Source organism: Alteromonas sp. KUL49, from assembly GCF_006538345.1.
In the GTDB taxonomy this organism is placed as follows: Bacteria; Pseudomonadota; Gammaproteobacteria; order Enterobacterales; family Alteromonadaceae; genus Alteromonas.
This window is the reverse complement of sequence record NZ_BJKL01000022.1, coordinates 1-18757: the sequence shown is the minus strand read 5'-3', so window position 1 is coordinate 18757 and position 18757 is coordinate 1. Positions and strand designations below refer to the sequence as shown.

Sequence of the window (18757 nt, the reverse complement as noted above, 5' to 3'; positions counted from 1 at the left end):
CCGCTAATCAATAGCGTGTTTTCGCACCATATTTATAGAGTGGTCAATATAACCACATACGTAGTCAATATCGCCAAATAGTGTTTTAAGAGAGCTACATTGAAGGGTTGTATATCAACTGAATTTAAATAATTGCTTTATTTATCAACATTTTAAAAGTTTGGCACGTGCTTTGTAACAGTAGAGTTGTAAATCGCATAGGTTGTAAGAAAGTTATTTCAATTGAATACAGCCACAATATTTTAAGTACACGGAGAATTAGATATGGGTATGTTTTCACGCATTAATGACATTGTTCAAGCTAACCTAAACGCTATGTTGGACAAAGCTGAAGATCCTGAAAAAATCATTCGCTTAATCATTCAAGAGATGGAAGAAACGCTTGTTGAAGTTCGCTCAGACGCGGCGCGCTATATTGCTCAACAAAAAACGCTTGATCGTCAAATTGCTTCATGTGAGCGAGATATCGCAGACTGGCAAGCTAAAGCGGAATTGGCCATCGACCGTGACAAAGAGTCACTGGCAAAAGCAGCACTGACCGAAAAGCAAAAATACGTAACTAAAGCCGAAGGTCTGCAAGCACAAAAAGCACAGATTGAAGAGCTGATGGATAAAATTCAAGCAGACTCTGCACGCCTCAATAACAAACTTGCGGAAGCAAAGCAGAAGCAAAAAACGCTAGTAAGCCGTAAACAATCTGTGCAAACACGATTGAAAGTTAAACAAGCAGAGCACAGTACAAAAATTGATGACGCTATGCTCAAATTCGAGCAATACGAGCAACGTATTGACGATTTAGAAGCGCAAGTTGACGCGTATGACATTACTAGCTCAACGCCTCAGGCTTCCTCGTTAGAAGCTCAATTTGCAGAGCTAGAGAGTAATGATGTGGTGGAACAAGAACTCGCCGAGCTCAAAAAGAAGAAAGCTGCTTAATGTAGCAGCTTTCGCCCAGTAACCAGTTGCAGTACAGATATCAAAATTGTTAGGAGATCATCCATGAAAATTCCTTCGCAGAAAAGACTTTATAGAGACGTAGATAATGCCATGATTTCTGGTGTTTGTGCTGGGCTAGCTCGCCACCTTGATGTGGATGCTGTTTGGGTGCGTGCAGTGGCTATAGCGGGTTTATTCTTTGTGTCAGTGCCCGCTGTTATCGCTTACTTCGCTGCTGTTATGTTGTTACCGAGGATGCCCTAATGAAAAACTTTCTTATTGCATTAGTACTAGCAGTTATACTGATAAACTGTTTGGGGAGTATCGCAGATAGTTTTTTGGGCATGCACATTGTGATGTCTGATCACTTTATGGAGCCTTGGGAATCGTTAGCTGCCTTATCTGTTGTTGGTGTAGTCATTGCGATTGTCGGATTTGTGGTAGCAATTAGCGTCATTGGTACATTGCTTCTAACTGTGGGGATCGCATTTGTGGCGTTATTTGCCGTGGGTATTAGCGCATTCTGGCCAATCATTTTGTTCGCGGTGATTATTTACGCGCTGCGTGGGAGAAATCGCCAGCAAGCGCATCTGTGACCACCAAGCCAAGATTCTCGAGTATGGCGTTATAAAAGGGATTTATAACGCCACTTCGTAAAATAAAGTTGTGTTCTGCAGCGCAAAAATGATGACATACACAGTAACGTCATACATATTTAGCAAAGCTGTAGTATACAGTGAGTTATTGCATAGCCGGTGTAAACCGGCTTTATGCTTTTAAAAGGAAGGTTTAATACGTTATGAAATTTACATTTAGCGCCAAGTGGGTTTCGATAGCTACTGCAGTAGTGCTTGTTTTATTCTGGTTAGTGGGTTGGTATTGGAGTTTGTCACCAAATACCTTTAATGTGGCGCAGCGAGCGCAAGAGCAAGCTGAAGGTTTCGATCCTTCAACCGTCGCTGGTTTTACCTTGACTACCACCATGATAGACGTATCCGAAACCTTGTTAAACAAACCAGGTGGCTATCTATCAAATGATGTCACTCCTCCAAGCATATTCCTAGACAATATGCCCGCATGGGAGTTCGGAGCGCTAGAGATGGTGAGAGACTTGGCACTCTCTATGCGTAAAGATTTCAGTCGAAGCCAATCTCAGTCTATTGAGAATGAATACCTTACAAAGGCACATCCCAAATTTAATATGGACCACCGAAGCTGGTTGTTCCCCTCTTCAGAATCAAGCTATGACGATGGTATTGAGTTGTTAAAATTATACCGACAGCAACTTGCAGATACCCAACAAGCCGGTGGGCAGTTCTATACTCGTGCGGACAACCTGAGAGACTGGTTAAAGCAAGTAGAAAAACGCCTAGGTAGTTACTCTCAGCGTTTAAGTGCGAGTGTTGGGTCAGCGCGTATCAATACAGATTTAGCGGGAGACGCAATGGCTCGTCAGTCGTCGCCATCTGCACCACAAAGCGTGGTAAAGACGAGTTGGTGGAAATTGGATGACAACTTCTATGAAGCACGGGGCGCGACTTGGGCATTACTTCATTTTTTGAAGGCGGTAGAAATAGAATTTGCTGATGTATTAGAGAACAAAAATGCTAAGGTTAGCTTACAGCAAATCATTCGTGAACTAGAAGCGACACAGCAGACGGTATATAGCCCTGTCATTCTAAACGGAAGCGGCTTTGGTATGTTAGCTAATCACTCACTTGTTATGGCTAATTATATTTCTCGCGCCAATGCCGCATTAATTGAACTCTCTGAACTTCTTAATCAAGGATAATTCATGAAAAGAAACATACTCGCAGTTGTTATCGGAGCCTCGCTTGCTTCTGGCGCGGCTCAAGCAGACACCATTGCTGGGTTGTATGTTGGTGCACAAGGTTGGGATAGTGGCGTATCAGGTGGTTTCGCAGATACGTCTACCACATCTGATTTCAGTTTTGATGATAAAACGAACAGTGCAATTTATGTTGCGTTAGAGCATCCGGTTCCTTTTGTTCCAAACGTAAAAGTAAATTACACCACCATGGACACGACGGGTGATACCGTACTCGAAACCAACTTCACTTTTAATGATCAGTTGTTTACCGCATCTAGCACGGTGAATAATGATATCGAATTAACCTCTACGGACCTTATTCTTTACTATGAGCTCTTCGACAATGATCTCATTAGTTTTGATTTGGGGATTAACGGCAAGTACATCGATGGAACCTTATTTGTGGAGGATTCTGCCAGTGCCACCAGCGCTAGTGCTGATTTTTCTGGTGTTATCCCAATGGTGTATTCAAAAGTACAGCTAGGGCTTCCATTCACCGGCTTGGCAGTTTACGCAGAGGGAAGTTACCTCTCGTTTGATGATCACGAAGTGAGTGATTATCAAGTGGCTGCAACATACTCTTTCATCGAAAGTTTAGCCATTGATATGACCCTTCAGCTTGGTTATCGCAATGTTACTGTGGACATTGAGGATCTTGATGACATCTACACCAACCTGACTTTCGACGGTGTATTTGCTGGGTTAGAGGTGCATTTCTAGACGCAGTAGTCTCATCCTATTACCGCTAAAGAGTAGGTGCGGCTTGCGGTTTCACGCTGGTCGCATTTACTTTCAAAAGTTTTAAGTACTTTCCGTAATAAAAAGTTTCATTTATTCTTTTCTCTTATTGTTCAAAGCCGTTAGCCTTGTGCCATCAAAATAAGGCTTCTTTGAATTATGTCACAACAATCGAATCAAAATGTCGCACCGGGTGCGATAGTTAATGAACAACAGTGGAATGCAATCACGCAAGCAATTGCGGGCTTAAATCGTGACCAGCTTACTTGGGTAAGTGGTTATGCAGCGGGCTTAGCCGCAGCACAAGGGGGCGCAGTTGCACCTGCTGTGCAAACAGCCGCGCCTGCTGCTGTTGATGCACCAACACTAACTGTACTTTATGGCTCGCAAACCGGTAACGCAAAAGCGTTAGCGCAACAGTTTGATGCGCAAGCGAAAGAGGCGGGTTACGGCAGTAAGCTTGTCAGCATGGCGGATTACAAACCCCGTCAATTGAAGTCTGAGACTCACGTAGTCATTTTCGCTAGTACTCATGGAGAAGGTGACGCTCCAGATGATGCGATTGAACTTCACGAATTTTTAGGTGGAAAGAAAGCGCCAAAATTGCCGTCGACAAAATATGCGGTATTAAGTCTAGGCGACAGCAGCTATGAATTCTTCTGCCAAACGGGTAAAGATTTTGATGAGCGCTTGGCAAAAGCTGGCGCTACTGCTTTAGTAGAGCGTGCCGATTGTGACGTGGACTACGAAGCACAAGCGCAAGCTTGGACAGCTTCTGTAATTGCAGCGCTGAAAGAAGATTTTAGTGTAGGTACGGTCAGTGCCACAGTTGCAGCACTAGCGCCTGTTGTTGAAGCCTCACAGCAGTACACTAAAAAGTCGCCGTTCACGGCAACTTTGATTGAATCACAAAAAATTACTGGTCGTGATTCAGTAAAAGATATTCGCCATATCGAAATTAGTTTAGAAGACTCTGGTATCACCTATAAGCCAGGTGATGCCCTTGGCGTATGGTTCAAAAACGCCGAGGGACTCGTCAATAGTTTTGTTGAAGTATTGGCGTTGGACGGCAATGCAGAAGTGACTGTAGCCGGAGAGTCTTTGACACTTGCGGCAGCACTCACCAGTAAATTGGAGCTTACATTAAGTTACCCAACCTTCGTTAAGGCTTATCAAGAAGCTACGGGTTCTGAGAGTCTAGCGGCATTGATTGAAGACAAAGCAGCACTTCGTACCTATATGTCTGAAAGACAGCTTATTGATATCGTGAAAGACCATCCTGGTACATTAACGGCGCAACAGTTGGTTGATGCGCTGCGTCCTCTAACGCCAAGACTTTATTCGATTGCATCTAGCCAAGCAGATGTAGAGGAAGAAGTTCACCTAACCGTAGCCCATGTGGACTATGAAGCGTTTGGGGCTCGTCATCAAGGTGGTGCTTCAGGATTCTTATGTGAATATTTAGAAGAGAACGGCGAAGTAGAAGTGTTTGTTGAAAACAACGACAACTTCCGCCTTCCAGAAGATCCAAATACACCGATCATTATGGTGGGGCCTGGTACAGGTATTGCGCCTTTCCGCTCGTTTATTCAAGAGCGAGATGTTCAAGGGGCAGAAGGTAAAAACTGGCTATTCTTTGGTAATCCGAATTTTACGCAAGACTTCTTGTACCAAGTTGAATGGCAAGGTTATGTGAAGGACGGACTAGTCGATAAGCTGACGCTAGCGTTTTCTCGAGATCAAGAAGAAAAGATTTATGTTCAACATCGTTTACTCGAACACGGTGAAGAAGTGTTTGCGTGGTTAGAGCAGGGCGCTCACTTCTATGTGTGTGGTGATGCTACGCATATGGCGAAAGATGTTGAAAATGCACTAATTACAATTGTTCAAAAATACGGTAACAAGTCAGAAGCCGATGCTAGAGCCTACATAGTAGCGCTTCGTAAGGCAAAACGTTATCAGAAGGATGTCTACTAATGAGTAACGATCAATCACAATTTATTGTTGAAGGTAAACTTGCCGACAACGAGCGTCTTAAGCGTGAGAGTCGTAATCTTCGCGGCACCATTGAACAAGATCTGAAAGACGATATTACTGGTGGATTTACGGCCGACAACTTTCAGTTGATTCGCTTCCACGGTATGTATCAACAAGACGATCGTGATATCCGTGCAGAGCGCGCCAAGCAGAAACTTGAGCCTTTACAGAATGTCATGCTTCGTGCCCGTCTACCGGGCGGTGTTATTCTTCCTCATCAATGGCTTGCTATTGATAAGTTTGCTGATGAGCAAACCATGTATGGAAGTATTCGCTTAACGACACGTCAAACGTTCCAGTTTCACGGTGTATTAAAGCCTAAAATTAAGCTCATGCACCAAACGCTAAATGCTGTGGGAATGGACTCTATTGCCACCGCGGGAGACGTAAACCGAAACGTTTTGTGTACTTCTAACCCTGTTGAGTCAGCACTGCATCTAGAAGCCTATGAATGGGCGAAGAAGATAAGTGAGCACTTGCTGCCAAAAACAAATGCGTATGCAGAAATTTGGTTAGATGGTGAAAAAGTGAAACTACTGAGTCGCCGGTAGAACCGATTTTAGGTGATACCTATTTACCGCGTAAGTTTAAAACTACGGTGGTTATTCCACCGCAAAATGACGTTGACGTGCACGCCAATGACCTCAATTTTGTTGCCATAGCAGAGAATGGTCAACTGGTAGGTTTTAACGTGCTTGTTGGTGGTGGTCTTGCGATGACTCACGGTGATAAGTCGACCTATCCGCGCAAAGCCAGTGACTTTGGTTTTATTGCATTACAAGACACACTTGCGTTAGCTGAGGCTGTTATTACCACACAGCGTGACTGGGGTAACCGAGTTAACCGTAAAAATGCAAAAACTAAGTATACGTTAGAGCGTGTTGGTGTAGATAACTTCAAAGCCGAAGTGGAAAAGCGTGCCAATGTAACATTTGGTGAGAGCCGTCCTTACGAATTTACCGGACGTGGTGATCGCTTTGGCTGGGTTGAAGGCATCGATGGTAAATATCACCTGACGGTATTTATCGAGAATGGTCGTATTTTGGACTATCCCGGTAAAACGTTGAAAACTGGTTGTGCAGAAATAGCGAAGATCCACAAAGGAGACTTCCGAATGACTGCTAACCAGAATCTAATTATTGCTGGCGTAGCACCTGAAGATAAGGCAAAAATCGAAGCACTTGCCAAAGAACACGGTTTGATTGCGCCTAGCGTATCTAATCAACGTTTAGATTCAATGGCATGTGTAGCCTTACCTACCTGTCCTCTAGCAATGGCTGAAGCCGAACGTTATCTGCCAGATGCTGTAACAGAGCTTGAAGGTATTCTAGACAAGCATGGCCTGGCCAACGACAGTATTATCTTCCGTGTAACAGGGTGCCCAAATGGTTGTGGCCGAGCCATGCTCGCCGAAGTAGGCTTGGTCGGTAAAGGGCCAGGGAAATACAACTTCCATCTTGGCGGGAATCGTGAAGGAACGCGTATTCCTAAGATGTATAAAGAAAACATCAGCGAACAAGAGATCATGGCTGAACTTGATGCCTTGATTGGTCAGTGGGCTGCTGAGCGAACCGAAGGCGAAGCGTTTGGTGATTTCGTTATTCGCGCAGGTGTAGTTAAACCTGTAATAGACTCTGCTAGAGATTTTTATGAGTAATACAGCCATTAACCGCAGTGAGCGGCTGACATTAGATATCAGCAAAGATGAACTTGCGGATATTAACGTTCAGTTAGAAGCTATGGACGCGCCTGCTCGTATAGCGTGGGCGCTATCAAACCTACCTGATAACCCTATGGTATCGTCGAGTTTTGGTGCTCAGTCTGCGGTAATGTTGCACTTATTAACCAAAGCAGTGCCCTCAATTCCTGTAGTACTCACCGATACCGGTTATCTGTTTCCAGAAACCTACGCGTTTATTGACGATTTAACCGAGAGGTTGTCGCTTAATTTACATGTCTATCAGGCAAAGCTTTCTTCGGCTTGGCAAGAAGCACGTTTTGGTAGACTGTGGGAAAAAGGCTTGGAAGGTATCGAGCAGTATAACCAAATGAACAAAGTTGAGCCTATGCAGCGCGCATTGAAAGAACTCAACGTTGGGACGTGGTTTGCAGGTCTTCGCCGAAGCCAGTCTGATACTCGTGGTAAGTTGCCAGTGCTGCAAAAGGTAGGTGGTCAATTTAAATTTTACCCAATTATTGATTGGAGTAACAAAGACCTCCATTACTATCTCAAAGAACACGGTTTGCCATATCACCCATTGTGGGATGATGGTTATGTATCTATTGGTGATTGGCACACTACTCAATCACTTCAAGAGGGTATGAGCGAGCAAGATACCCGTTTCTTCGGTTTGAAACGCGAGTGTGGTCTTCATGAGTTTGGTGATGGTATTTAAACTGACTATCACTGTCGTCCGCTGATAACAAACGCCTTTTCTAGCGATGTAAAAAGTGTATCCAAATAGGCCGAGTTGTCGGCCTTTGGAACCAGCTTAAATAGTTCGGCTCCAACTGCTGAGAACTTATAGTAGGTAAGTAAAGTGCCGCTCACTTTACTCGTTAATACATAAGCGCTATTACCGCATCGCCATTTGCTCTGCTGCCCTTGTGCGTACTCTCCGCCTTCTATTTCACTGACATAGAGCAACTTCATATCTTGTAATGCGAGTAAGTCTGGATAAGACAAACCCACACTTGCAAGGTTTATTTGCTCATTGGTTGACTGAGTGAAAATCGAATACCAACGTTTTTGGTTCCGAAAACCTACGAGTATCCGTGGGATCAATTCATTGCTTCGTTTACTTGCCATAGACGCGGCTTTTGAAAATAGCTTTGCGTCTCGGTGGGTGAGTGATTTCAGAATTTGCAAACTTCGCAGTGAAAAACTACCGGGCCGATTTATCTCTACTGCAAAGATTTTTCCCCAAAGCTCTTGCATTGCAGGACTGTAAATTTCTTCAGCCATAGACGTAAAGGCAAAAAACCAGTCAGGATCTAAGCTGTCATTACTCGATTCGGATATCGAAACATTTAATGCTATATTTAGAATTGATTGTAAATTCGACGCCCGTTGAATGGCGAGTAGTTTTTCTCTTCGCTCCAATTCGTTTCGATTAGATTTGCCGTCTTTGGGTAATTGAGACGAAGAGATACCAACGCGAGAGAACCATCCTCTTATTTTCTGTTGGGTAGCGGATTCATTACTGGTCACTTCTGGTTGAGGTTCGGGAGTAGGCGTAGGGTTTACAGGAGTAGATTTACTTTTTTGCTAGTAATAATCGGGGTGTGAGGGTCTGGAGAAATCTTCATATAGACTTAAAGCGCTTTCACTGGTAAAAAAAGCATATAGTTTACAGATACGACACTATTGCACTGCAACAAAGATTTATCAATTCTTCTTAATAGTAGTGCGGTATTCCTCAAGCAATTGGCGCTTTTAAGGTAGTGAGGGTTAAAGCAAATATGTCGGCAACGGATTACGATAATGATGAACTCATCTTTTTAGAGGAAGATGACACGTCGGAGATAGACGATACCGTTTACAAAGAATGGAACGTTTTAATCGTTGATGACGACGAAGAGATTCACTCTGTCACACGTCTTGCCCTCTCTGATCTTGTGATTAACAATCGCAAACTCAATTTTATTCACGCTTACTCCGCAAAAGATGCCAAAGACATTCTTCACGAATATGGCAGTTCAATCGCGATTATACTGCTAGATGTGGTGATGGAAACCGATGATGCGGGCTTTGATGTCGTGCACTATATTCGAGAAACCATGAAGTTGTCAGAGCCCAGAATCATTCTTCGTACGGGACAACCAGGTCACGCGCCAGAAGAAGAAGTTATCAAGGTTTATGACATCAATGATTATAAGACGAAAACCGAGCTTACACGTGGACGGTTATTAACAAGCGTTATTTCATCTATTCGTTCCTATCAACAAATCATGACGATCAATCAAAACCGTCATGGTTTGGAAAAAATTATCTCGTCTTCCTCTAATTTGTTTGAAGAACACTCGGTCAAAGGCTTTTGTGAGGGGGTGGTTACTCAAATTAGTTCACTCATTGGCTTGGACGCAGAGGGTTTACTCTGTGCTAGAGCGGGGTCGGTGATAGATAAAGATGACAACGGTGTATACGTTTTGGGAGCTGCGGGTGATTATGCCCCTTTCATAAATAGCCCCATTGAAAGCATACGAGATACAACCATTGTTGAGCAGGTTAACCGATGCCTTAGGCTGAAAAAGCACATTTTCGAGTCTGGTTCTACTGTGCTCTATATTAATCGAGCTGGTTTTGAAGCCGCCGTTTTTGTTCACATGATAAAAGAAATTGACGAACTTGATAAAAATCTGCTCGAGGTATTTTTATCAAGTATTTCTGTGGGCTATGAGAATGTAAACCTTTTCCACGAGTTGAGAAATGCAGCCTTCCGAGACTGGTTAACTCGGTTACCCAATCGCAATCAATTTATCAACATGCTTGATAAGCCGCACATGTTTGCTAGTGAAAACTTCTCTGTGGCACTTATTGATATCAACCATTTTTCGGATATCAATGATGGGTTGGGGCAAGAGGTCGGCAACCAGCTTCTGAAAGCGGTCAGTGAGTGTTTTGAAGACAACTTTGATGAAAGTGTTAGGAAGGGGCGCATTGGAGCCGATGTCTTTGGTCTAATAGGTCCATCGGATGTGGTAAATCCCGATACAATCAATGCAGTATTTCAATCACCTTTCAAGGTTGAAGACCATTCTTTACCTATCAACGTAACCCTTGGATTGTGCCGGTTGGATGACAAGCGCAACATTGGCATTGAAATTCTCAAACGTACTAACATCGCGCTAAACCGAGCGAAAAAGAATATTAGCGATAACTTTGAGTATTACGCGAAGGAAATCGAAGACCAAACCACTTGGCGTTTGGATATGATTCGTCGTCTCCGTAGTGATTTCATGGACAGAAAGCTAGAGCTTTGGTTCCAGCCTCAGGTTGACTTAGTTACAGAGAAAGTCGTGGGTATGGAAGGTTTACTTCGTTGGCCTGACGGACAAGGTGGCTATATTTCTCCTGCTGTTTTTGTACCCCTAGCCGAATATTCTGGTCTTATAGTAGACATAGGCCATTGGGTCTTGGAAGAATCTTGTCGAAGGATTGAAGCATTAAGTGACGCAGGCTATGGCCACTTACGAGTGGCAGTGAATATCTCTATTCCACAATTTAGAGACCGTTCTTTTGTGAATAAAGTCAAGGATGCGTTAGGAGCACACAACTGCGATCCTAGCTTGCTAGAGCTAGAAATCACAGAGAGTGTGGTAATGGACGAACCGCAGATTGTCATTGATGCGCTACGAGTGCTTAAGCAACACGGTGTTGCTATTGCGATAGATGATTTTGGTACTGGTTTTTCCTCTATGAGTTATTTGCAGCAGTTGCCTCTAGATAGACTCAAAGTCGACCGTTCCTTTGTTAAAGATATTGAGCCTGGTCAAAGCGCGGTTTTAGCAGAAACTATTGTAACCTTGGGTAACAAGCTCGGCTTACTCACTATTGCCGAAGGCGTTGAAACTCGTGAACAAGCGAGTTATATGATTAAGTTGGGTTGTGACGAAGCTCAAGGCTACCTTTACGCTAAGCCCATGCCATTTGATGACCTGATGGTGTTCTTGGCTAATAGCAAATAGCACTACGGTATTTATTTCAGTTAATGTGACATTCTGTAATATTAATGTCACATAACTATGATTCAGATTGATCTGACTTCGGTTTTACATTATAGTTACACGTAACAGTAATTAACTGTGAAACAGGAGAAAAACCATGCGTAAAGTTTTACTTTCAGTTGCTTTGCTTTCTTTTTTCAGTGTTGCGCATGCGGGTACTGGTGAAAACCAGCTTTTCGATTGTATGGATGCTAAAACGTTCGAAATGAATAACCAATGTATGTCTGACAAAATCAGCAGTAACATTCGTTTCCGTGAAGCTCAAACTGAACTAACTTCTGATGCAAACGAGAGTCTTGGAGACTACGCTATTGCAACAATGACGTTTGATCAAGAAAAAATGCAAATTGACGTTGTGGCGCATCGCGAAGCTTTGTTAGCTCGCTTAGCCAATCTGAAATAACTTCTACACAAAAAAACCGGCAATCGCCGGTTTTTTACACCTTAAAAGCTCTCGCTAAAAAATTCTATTCAACCCATTTATTGCAGCTACACGATAGGCTTCTGCCATTGTAGGGTAATTGAACGTGGTGTTGACGAAGTATTCGATAGTATTACCACCGTCCTTTTGCTGCATTATGGCCTGTCCAATATGGACAATTTCCGAAGAACGTTCGCCAAAGCAATGAATACCCAAGATCTCTTTGGTTTCGCGATGGAAGAGTATTTTTAAACTACCTGTTTGTGTTGAGGCAATTTGCGCTCGAGCCAAGTGTTTGAACTGCGCTCTACCTACTTCATAAGGGATTTTTGCTGCAGTTAACTCTTGTTCCGTTTTACCTACTGAACTTATTTCTGGGATTGTATAAATCCCAGTGGGAATATCCTCGACCAAACTAGAGTGCGTCTGCCCTTTCAACATAGCTTCTGCCGCAAATCGACCTTGGTTATATGCAGCTGATGCTAAACTTGGATAGCCGATAACGTCACCCACGGCATATATATTTTCAATTTCAGTTTGATAGTTACTATCGACTCGGAGTTGCCCACGTTTGTCAGCTTTGAGGCCAATAGCATCAAGATTCAGAGAATCAGTGTTACCAGTTCTACCATTCGCAAATAGCAAGCAGTCTGCCTTCATACGCTTGCCTGACTCGAGATTCAGAATGACTGCATCGTCTGTACCTTCAACCGACGTGTAGCTCTCATTGTGTCGAATTAACACCCCGTTATTCCAAAGGTGATAACTAAGTGCGTCTGAAATTTCTGCATCCAAAAATGAAAGTAAGCGGTCCCGCATGTTCACAAGATCTACTTTCACACCCATTCCTCTGAATATACAGGCATACTCAGAGCCGATAACACCTGCACCATATACGATAATCGATTTGGGATCGTGGTCTAACGATAGGATTGTATCTGAGTTATAAATACGAGGGTGGTCAAAATCGATGTCAGACGGGCAATACGGGCGCGATCCCGTTGCTATTACTATTTGTGCTGCGGTAACAATATCTTTCGAGCCATCGGCACGAGTGATAGCAAGTGTATGCTTGTCTACAAAACTCGCTTCTCCGTGAAACAGTGTTACGCGATTTCTATCATAAAAAGACGAACGCAGCCGAGTCTGACTTTTTACCACACCACTCGCATGATGCATGATATCGGCAAAGGTTAAACTTCGGCTGAGGTGATTATCGGCAAACAATGACGACGAATTATACTCGATAAGGCGGCTGACCGAATGACGTAATGCTTTTGAAGGAATCGTTCCCCAGTGCGTGCACCCCCCACCAACAGCTTCGTAGCGCTCAACAACCGCAACTTTTTTACCCGCTTTCGCGAGCTGCATAGATACCCCTTCACCTCCCGGTCCAGTACCAATGACTATGGCGTCGTATAAGAAGGAAGTTGGGGTCTTTGGCTCTTTTTTGGTCGTCATGCGTTGCACCTTTTTTAAATAGCATAACACATTGTAATCATGTGCTTATTTATCAACTAGGTTACTGAGTTTACGCACCTAACGCCAGCTTTTTACTGCATAAAAAAGCCCCAATGATCGCGAAATCATTGGGGCTTGATATTAGAAGGCTGTTAGGCCATTTGGAAAGAGAGCGATTGAAGTTGTAGCCATTTTTCTTTCTGCAATGCGAGAGATTGTTTCAACTCTTTGTATTTATACATAACTTCTAAACTTTCGAGGTTACGTTTTAGCGATGAATGCTTCATTCGCATCAGACGCTTACGCGCTGCGTAATATTCAGACATGCGCTGAATAAGTAGATCGTATTCAGACTGAATAGTTTGCATGAGTTCGTCGGCATTAGGTAACACCGATGCTTTTTCGCTTGCGCGCTGAAGCTGCATAGCAGCTCGGGCTTTTTCAATACGTTCTTCGGGGCAACGACGTAAATTTTTAGTCAGCCCAACAAACGATAGACCAGCGATAAGCCATTTTGTCGGATCAAATTGGTACCAACGAATACCGTTGCGATAGTCGTATTCAAAAATATGATGATAGTTGTGATAACCCTCACCAAAAGTAAAAAAGGCAAGAATGCCGTTGTCTCTGGCGGTATTGTTATCGGTATAGGGCTGATTACCCCAAAAATGCGCAAGTGAGTTAATAAAGAAGGTGACATGATGAACAAGTACAAGACGTAATACACCGGCGACGAGAATCATCCCTAGGATATCGCCGTTTAACCAACCTAAAAAGCCCGTAATACCGAAGTTTGCAACCAGCATTATCCGTAAGTAATGGTTGTGTTGCCACATAACCACTTTATCTTTTTGTAAGTCTTTGCAATTGCTGTAGTCGCTGTAACGTTTAGCTTGATACTCTCTCAGCATCCAACCAATATGTGCGAACCACAGACCTTTCTTAGCAGAGTAGGGGTCTTTATCGTTGTCATCTACGTGACGATGGTGAATACGGTGATCTGAAGACCAATGAAGAATACTGTTTTGTAATGCCATTGCTCCGCCGATTGCAAGAACAACTCTCACTACCACATTGGCGTCATAGGTTTTGTGAGACCACAAACGGTGATAACCCGCAGTAATCGACATACCGGTAAAATAGAAGAGGAAGATAGCAACACCAACTTCGGTCCAATCAATACCAAAATTAGCTGCCCAAATGGGAACGCCGATAAACGCAATGGCGGCAGTGACAATAAACACCAGCACATTGGTCATTATTAACGGTGGTTTTTTCATAATATACAACTCAGCTTACAAGTGTGCGCTAATTTAGCGTTTTCTTTGTTTGCAGGCAAGCGCCAGTGAATGAATCTTGCCGCACAACTGTAAACTATAATTATAGTATTCTTATGCTGTAACGGCGAAAAACTGTTTGGTTTTGCACCTTAGCGCTTGTATAGAAAGGTAATAATCTTGTTTATCACCCGTACCTTTGGTTACCATTGTACTGTTACAAGTACTCTCGTACTTTGGCAATAAAGTTGGCATTAAAACTACCTAGGCAGCATTGTGAACAGGCAAGAGCAAAAACTTAAAACACGACAAAATATTATTCATGCTGCGTTTTCTCTACTGGATGAGAACCGCAGTTTGTCGGCTATTAGCCTAAGGGAAGTTGCTCGGGAAGCCGGTATAGCGCCGACTTCTTTTTACCGTCACTTTAAAGATATGGACGAACTTGGCCTGACCCTAGTTGATGAAGCTGGGTTGGCATTGCGTCAATTAATGCGACAAGCGAGACGACGCATTGAATCGGGTGGTGGAGTAATTAATACTTCCGTTGATACCTTTATGGAGTTTATTTCTGGCAACAAGAATGTATTCCGGTTGTTATTACGTGAGCATACCGGAACATCGGCGGCATATCGCTTAGCGGTACACCGTGAGATCCAGCACTTTATCGATGAGCTAGCCGACTATATTCTTGAACAGCAGGACATCGACCACAAGTCCGCTGAATTTCAGGCTGACGCTATGGTGAGATTAGTGTTCAGTTCTGGTGCTGAGGCGCTGGAGTCTGACCCTAAGCTACGTAAGCACATTGGTGATAAAGTCAAAGCCCAATTGCGTTTTGTGCAACTAGGCGCTCGTGCTCTATTCAAGCATAAGTCTTAAAAGGCGTCACTTTCGAGTTAGGAGTACACCAGCCTCTATGTGGTGGGTAAATGGGAATTGATCGAACAACGCTCCCTCTTTAACATCATGGGTTTCACACAGTAGTTTGAGGTTTTCGACTAAGGTGTCTGGGTTGCACGATATATAAATTATATTGTCGTATGCCTGAATCATTCGAAGTGAATCTTCATCAAGTCCAGCGCGAGGTGGGTCCACCAATACAGTAGTGAAATTGTAGGTAGTAAGATCTATCCCTTGAAGACGGCTGAATTCTCGCTCGCCCTTCATAGCTTCAGTGAATTCTTCTGCAGATAGCCTAACAATCTTCACATTATCTAACTTATTTGCTTCTATATTGTATTGTGCAGCAGCAACAGAAGGCTTGGCGATCTCCGTACCAATAACATTATCGAAATGCAACGCTAAAGGCATAGAGAAATTGCCCGCGCCACAATACATTTCTAGTAAATCACCGGTAAGAGAAGATGAGCATGAAAGTGCCCACTCGATCATCTTGCAATTAACCTCAGCGTTAGGCTGAGTAAAGCTATTTTCGATGTGTTTGAACTCAAACTCTCGACCGTTTATAGGAAGTTTCTCAATAACGTAGTCATGATCCAAAGTAATCTTTTGCTTACGGGCGCGGCCTATGATATTCACAGAACTAAAGTGAGAACTTAATGATTCCTTTAATCGACGAGCTTCCTGTTCCCAACTGGTATCCAGTTGCTTGTGATAAAGTAAGCTAATCACCAGTTCCCCAGATAAGCCTGACAAATAGTCCACTTGGAATAGCTTTTTCCTCAAAGTTTCATTACCCCTTACTATTGCCATCAACTCACTCATTGCTTTGTTGATTGTTTCACTGGCTGGTGGGAATGAATCTACGCGATACTTCTCCTTGGTTCGTTGATTAAACATGATGTGATAAAGATCATCTCCGTCATGCCATACCCTGAATTCAGCACGCATCCTGTAGTGCTCTGCCTTTGACGCAAATACATTTATTGGCGCGCTATAATAAGGAGTCAGTAAATCGGTAAGCCGTGTGACTTTTTCATCAAGTTGTTCTTGATAACTGATAGGTGTTGCGTCAGACATAGCTTTCTCCAATAGACCGACAGGAACTTCTAAATAATGCAAGGCTGCGAATTGTAGTACCTTAAATTTTATGTGCAATCTGAATACGTCATTCAAAACATTTTAATCGTATTAATATTAAACAATCTGAGGACATTGCCGATAACGTAGTTGAGGATAGTGAGGATTTAATTATGAATGTAGGCCAAATCAAGGCCTCCATGGGTGATCAAAAGGCAGAAGCGTCAACGCCAAAGGATCCCAACGAGGCGATCAAAAAGCAATTACAGCAAGACGGGTTAAAGCAAGCTGTAGAATTTGCACAGAAACAAAGTTCTTCGGTAACTGTTTCTAGTACTCAAACCGTTATCGGGCTAAAGGTATATAGCACAAACATGAATCAAAATGTCGTTGTTGACGGCAAGCGTGCACCCGAAGATAAGGCAACATTAGAAGAAAAGAATGCTTCCTTATTTGATTTCGAAGAGGTAGCAAAAAATGTTATGCGATTTGTTGGCGGTGTTATTCAGTCGGCAGCAGACAGCGGTGCGGATGATGATAAGCTAAATTCGTTATTCAGCCAGGCAAGAGATGGTGTAAGTCGTGGTATTGCTATGGCAGAGAAAGATCTCGCCGGAATGATGAATGACGAAATATCCGAAGGTATTGCTAGTAGTCGAGACTTAATTGAAGAGAGATTAAGTTCACTCGAAAATCGAATTTTCAATCCACTCTCAGCAGTTAGTGAGTCTGTATCAACTTCAGTAAATGCGTCAGATGAAAAAAGTGGTGGTCTACTAGTAAGAACTAAAGACGGTGATGAGGTCACTATTACCTTCGAGAACGTTCAACAGCTTTCTATAGGAGCCCAATCTACTCAGTCGATTAATCAATCCGAACAAGATGGAGAGACATCGTCATCATTAACACAAGAGTCATCAGCTTACTTTCAGATGTATGAACGAAGTGGTATTAGTTTCTCGGTGCAAGGAGAATTAGACGAGGGTGAGTTGGATGCTATTGCCGATCTCGTGGGTAACACCAAAGATCTTGCAGATACATTTTTTAGTGGCGATCTTGATAAGGCATTTGATCAAGCATTGAACTTAGGGTTTGATGACACTGAGTTAGTTGGGTATGCGCTACAGTTAAACAGAGCAACATCTGCTGAAGTTGTGAAAACCTATGAGAACATCCAGCATTATAATGACGACAATGCTGACCAGAATAAGTACGGGAATGTAGTAAGCCCAATTTCTCAATATCTGGATAAAATGTTAGCGACATATGATCAAGCGGAAATGGTTTTAGCTTCTGGTGAAGACTACAATAATATGATCGCTGATCTTCTTGCGGAGATGAAAGACGTTCAAGTTCCAGATTTGGTCAGTGCGATTAATCGTTTTCATACTTTTAATCAAAAGCTTTTAGATGGAATGCCAAACCAACAAGATAATGCATAAACGCTTGCAATAAAAAAGGGCTCTAACAGATTGTAAGAGCCCTTTTGCGTATTCAGTGTTGAGCAAGAAACTACTCAACCTCCACCTTATCTTTTGCTGGGCGGACTTTAAGCGTTCGTTCTTGAAAAATAGAATCGTTTGTTTTCGAAATCACACCATCTACATCGTCGGTGAAAACTTCGATAAATCCATAGCCTTTTCGTTTGCCGGTTTTACGGTCTTTCATCAACCGAACAGACTTAACAGAAATGTAGTCGCTAAAATATTCCTTAACGGCGGTTTCATTTGCACGATAAGGAAGGTTTCCAACGTATAGGGTTTCTACATTACTTTCGTCGACGTCAACTGAACCAGAAGATGTTTTACTAAGAAGCGAAGCGATGAGTGGAGTTACAATACCGCTAATAAATAGAGACAAAGCAACGGTGAGTGGAATATGTTGGGCGAACAAACTCGCAGAAGAAGAAACTACGTACCCAACAATTGCAAAGACTACACTAATAATAGTGCATTGAATCAAGCCTACTTTCATATACCTACCTTTCTATTGTTTTATTATCATAATGAAGGCTGTTCATAGTTTACTCATTTGTAACAAAATGAACAATATAATGTGAAAAAAGTAGTCTAAAGACGAAACCAACCTTCAGAAATGATGCAAAAATAACCGCTTAAGATCATTTTTCCAATAAAACCTAAAAAAGATACAAATAAGTGTTGATCTTTACTGCTCAGTACGTACAATGCGCCCACGTTTTGAGGGGGCTACAGGCCAACTTAAAGCGGCGCAAAAAATGACAGTTTTTTGACTAAATAAAAGTAAAAAACACTGTTGACATCAAAGTTTAACGATGTAAAATGCGCACCTCGCTTCAACGAGTTACTTTAAACCAGTTCGAAGCGA

At 42.8% G+C, this 18757-nt stretch carries 16 protein-coding genes and 1 pseudogene; 12 read left to right on the top strand and 5 right to left on the bottom strand.

The window, feature by feature from the left end:
* The first annotated feature begins 264 nt into the window (after window positions 1-264).
* The 8 genes and pseudogenes from pspA (at window position 265) to EYS00_RS20230 (ending at window position 7938) form a co-directional block, all read left to right on the top strand.
* On the top strand, window positions 265-936 hold the full coding sequence (gene pspA / locus EYS00_RS20265) for a phage shock protein PspA (RefSeq protein WP_130639727.1): 672 nt from the start codon (window positions 265-267) through the stop codon (window positions 934-936).
* Between the two features lie 63 nt (window positions 937-999).
* Window positions 1000-1200: a PspC domain-containing protein gene (locus EYS00_RS20260; RefSeq protein ID WP_130639726.1), complete on the top strand. Its 201-nt coding sequence runs from the start codon at window positions 1000-1002 to the stop codon at window positions 1198-1200.
* Window positions 1200-1532 (top strand): hypothetical protein, encoded by a 333-nt coding sequence (locus tag EYS00_RS20255; protein ID WP_130639725.1) that lies wholly within the window; start codon window positions 1200-1202, stop codon window positions 1530-1532. The genes EYS00_RS20260 and EYS00_RS20255 overlap by 1 nt, the downstream gene beginning before the upstream one ends.
* 203 nt (window positions 1533-1735) lie before the next feature.
* Entirely contained in the window at window positions 1736-2728 is a 993-nt protein-coding gene (locus EYS00_RS20250; protein ID WP_130639724.1) for a DUF2333 family protein, read from the top strand.
* A 3-nt stretch (window positions 2729-2731) separates the two neighbouring features.
* Window positions 2732-3487 carry a TIGR04219 family outer membrane beta-barrel protein gene (locus EYS00_RS20245; protein ID WP_130639723.1) on the top strand — a complete coding sequence of 252 codons (756 nt, stop codon included), beginning with the start codon at window positions 2732-2734 and terminating at the stop codon, window positions 3485-3487.
* A 177-nt stretch (window positions 3488-3664) separates the two neighbouring features.
* Window positions 3665-5482: an assimilatory sulfite reductase (NADPH) flavoprotein subunit gene (locus EYS00_RS20240; protein ID WP_130639722.1), complete on the top strand. Its 1818-nt coding sequence runs from the start codon at window positions 3665-3667 to the stop codon at window positions 5480-5482.
* Window positions 5482-7199: pseudogene (cysI, locus tag EYS00_RS20235) on the top strand (assimilatory sulfite reductase (NADPH) hemoprotein subunit). Before EYS00_RS20240 ends, cysI begins: the two are co-directional and overlap by 1 nt.
* Window positions 7192-7938 carry a phosphoadenylyl-sulfate reductase gene (locus EYS00_RS20230; protein ID WP_130639721.1) on the top strand — a complete coding sequence of 249 codons (747 nt, stop codon included), beginning with the start codon at window positions 7192-7194 and terminating at the stop codon, window positions 7936-7938. Before cysI ends, EYS00_RS20230 begins: the two are co-directional and overlap by 8 nt.
* Window positions 7939-7946: 8 nt before the next feature.
* On the opposite strand, the gene EYS00_RS20225 is transcribed toward EYS00_RS20230, so the two are convergent.
* Complete coding sequence (locus EYS00_RS20225) at window positions 7947-8753, bottom strand: TIGR03899 family protein (protein ID WP_130639720.1); 807 nt, start codon at window positions 8751-8753, stop codon at window positions 7947-7949.
* A 251-nt stretch (window positions 8754-9004) separates the two neighbouring features.
* Between EYS00_RS20225 and EYS00_RS20220 the strand changes: the two genes are divergently transcribed.
* Together EYS00_RS20220 and EYS00_RS20215 are read left to right on the top strand one after the other, a co-directional pair.
* Window positions 9005-11230 carry an EAL domain-containing protein gene (locus tag EYS00_RS20220; protein ID WP_130639719.1) on the top strand — a complete coding sequence of 742 codons (2226 nt, stop codon included), beginning with the start codon at window positions 9005-9007 and terminating at the stop codon, window positions 11228-11230.
* Between the two features lie 136 nt (window positions 11231-11366).
* Window positions 11367-11672 (top strand): pyridine nucleotide transhydrogenase, encoded by a 306-nt coding sequence (locus tag EYS00_RS20215; RefSeq protein ID WP_130639718.1) that lies wholly within the window; start codon window positions 11367-11369, stop codon window positions 11670-11672.
* A gap of 54 nt (window positions 11673-11726) precedes the next feature.
* On the opposite strand, the gene sthA is transcribed toward EYS00_RS20215, so the two are convergent.
* Both sthA and EYS00_RS20205 read right to left on the bottom strand, forming a co-directional pair.
* The gene (gene sthA, locus EYS00_RS20210; RefSeq protein WP_130639717.1) at window positions 11727-13151 is read right to left on the bottom strand and encodes a Si-specific NAD(P)(+) transhydrogenase; all 1425 of its coding nucleotides are present in this window, start codon (window positions 13149-13151) and stop codon (window positions 11727-11729) included.
* Between the two features lie 152 nt (window positions 13152-13303).
* Window positions 13304-14431 (bottom strand): fatty acid desaturase, encoded by a 1128-nt coding sequence (locus EYS00_RS20205; protein ID WP_130639716.1) that lies wholly within the window; start codon window positions 14429-14431, stop codon window positions 13304-13306.
* A gap of 273 nt (window positions 14432-14704) precedes the next feature.
* On the opposite strand from EYS00_RS20205, the gene fabR reads away from it, so the two are divergent.
* On the top strand, window positions 14705-15310 hold the full coding sequence (gene fabR, locus EYS00_RS20200) for an HTH-type transcriptional repressor FabR (protein ID WP_130639715.1): 606 nt from the start codon (window positions 14705-14707) through the stop codon (window positions 15308-15310).
* A gap of 6 nt (window positions 15311-15316) precedes the next feature.
* Here fabR and trmA read toward each other — a convergent pair whose 3' ends face one another.
* On the bottom strand, window positions 15317-16411 hold the full coding sequence (gene trmA, locus EYS00_RS20195; RefSeq protein ID WP_130639714.1) for a tRNA (uridine(54)-C5)-methyltransferase TrmA: 1095 nt from the start codon (window positions 16409-16411) through the stop codon (window positions 15317-15319).
* A 173-nt stretch (window positions 16412-16584) separates the two neighbouring features.
* On the opposite strand from trmA, the gene EYS00_RS20190 reads away from it, so the two are divergent.
* Window positions 16585-17853, top strand: a complete 1269-nt coding sequence (locus EYS00_RS20190) for a DUF5610 domain-containing protein (protein ID WP_130639713.1) — start codon at window positions 16585-16587, stop codon at window positions 17851-17853.
* A gap of 70 nt (window positions 17854-17923) precedes the next feature.
* On the opposite strand, the gene EYS00_RS20185 is transcribed toward EYS00_RS20190, so the two are convergent.
* Complete coding sequence (locus EYS00_RS20185; protein WP_130639712.1) at window positions 17924-18385, bottom strand: RNA-binding protein; 462 nt, start codon at window positions 18383-18385, stop codon at window positions 17924-17926.
* Window positions 18386-18757 lie beyond the last annotated feature (372 nt).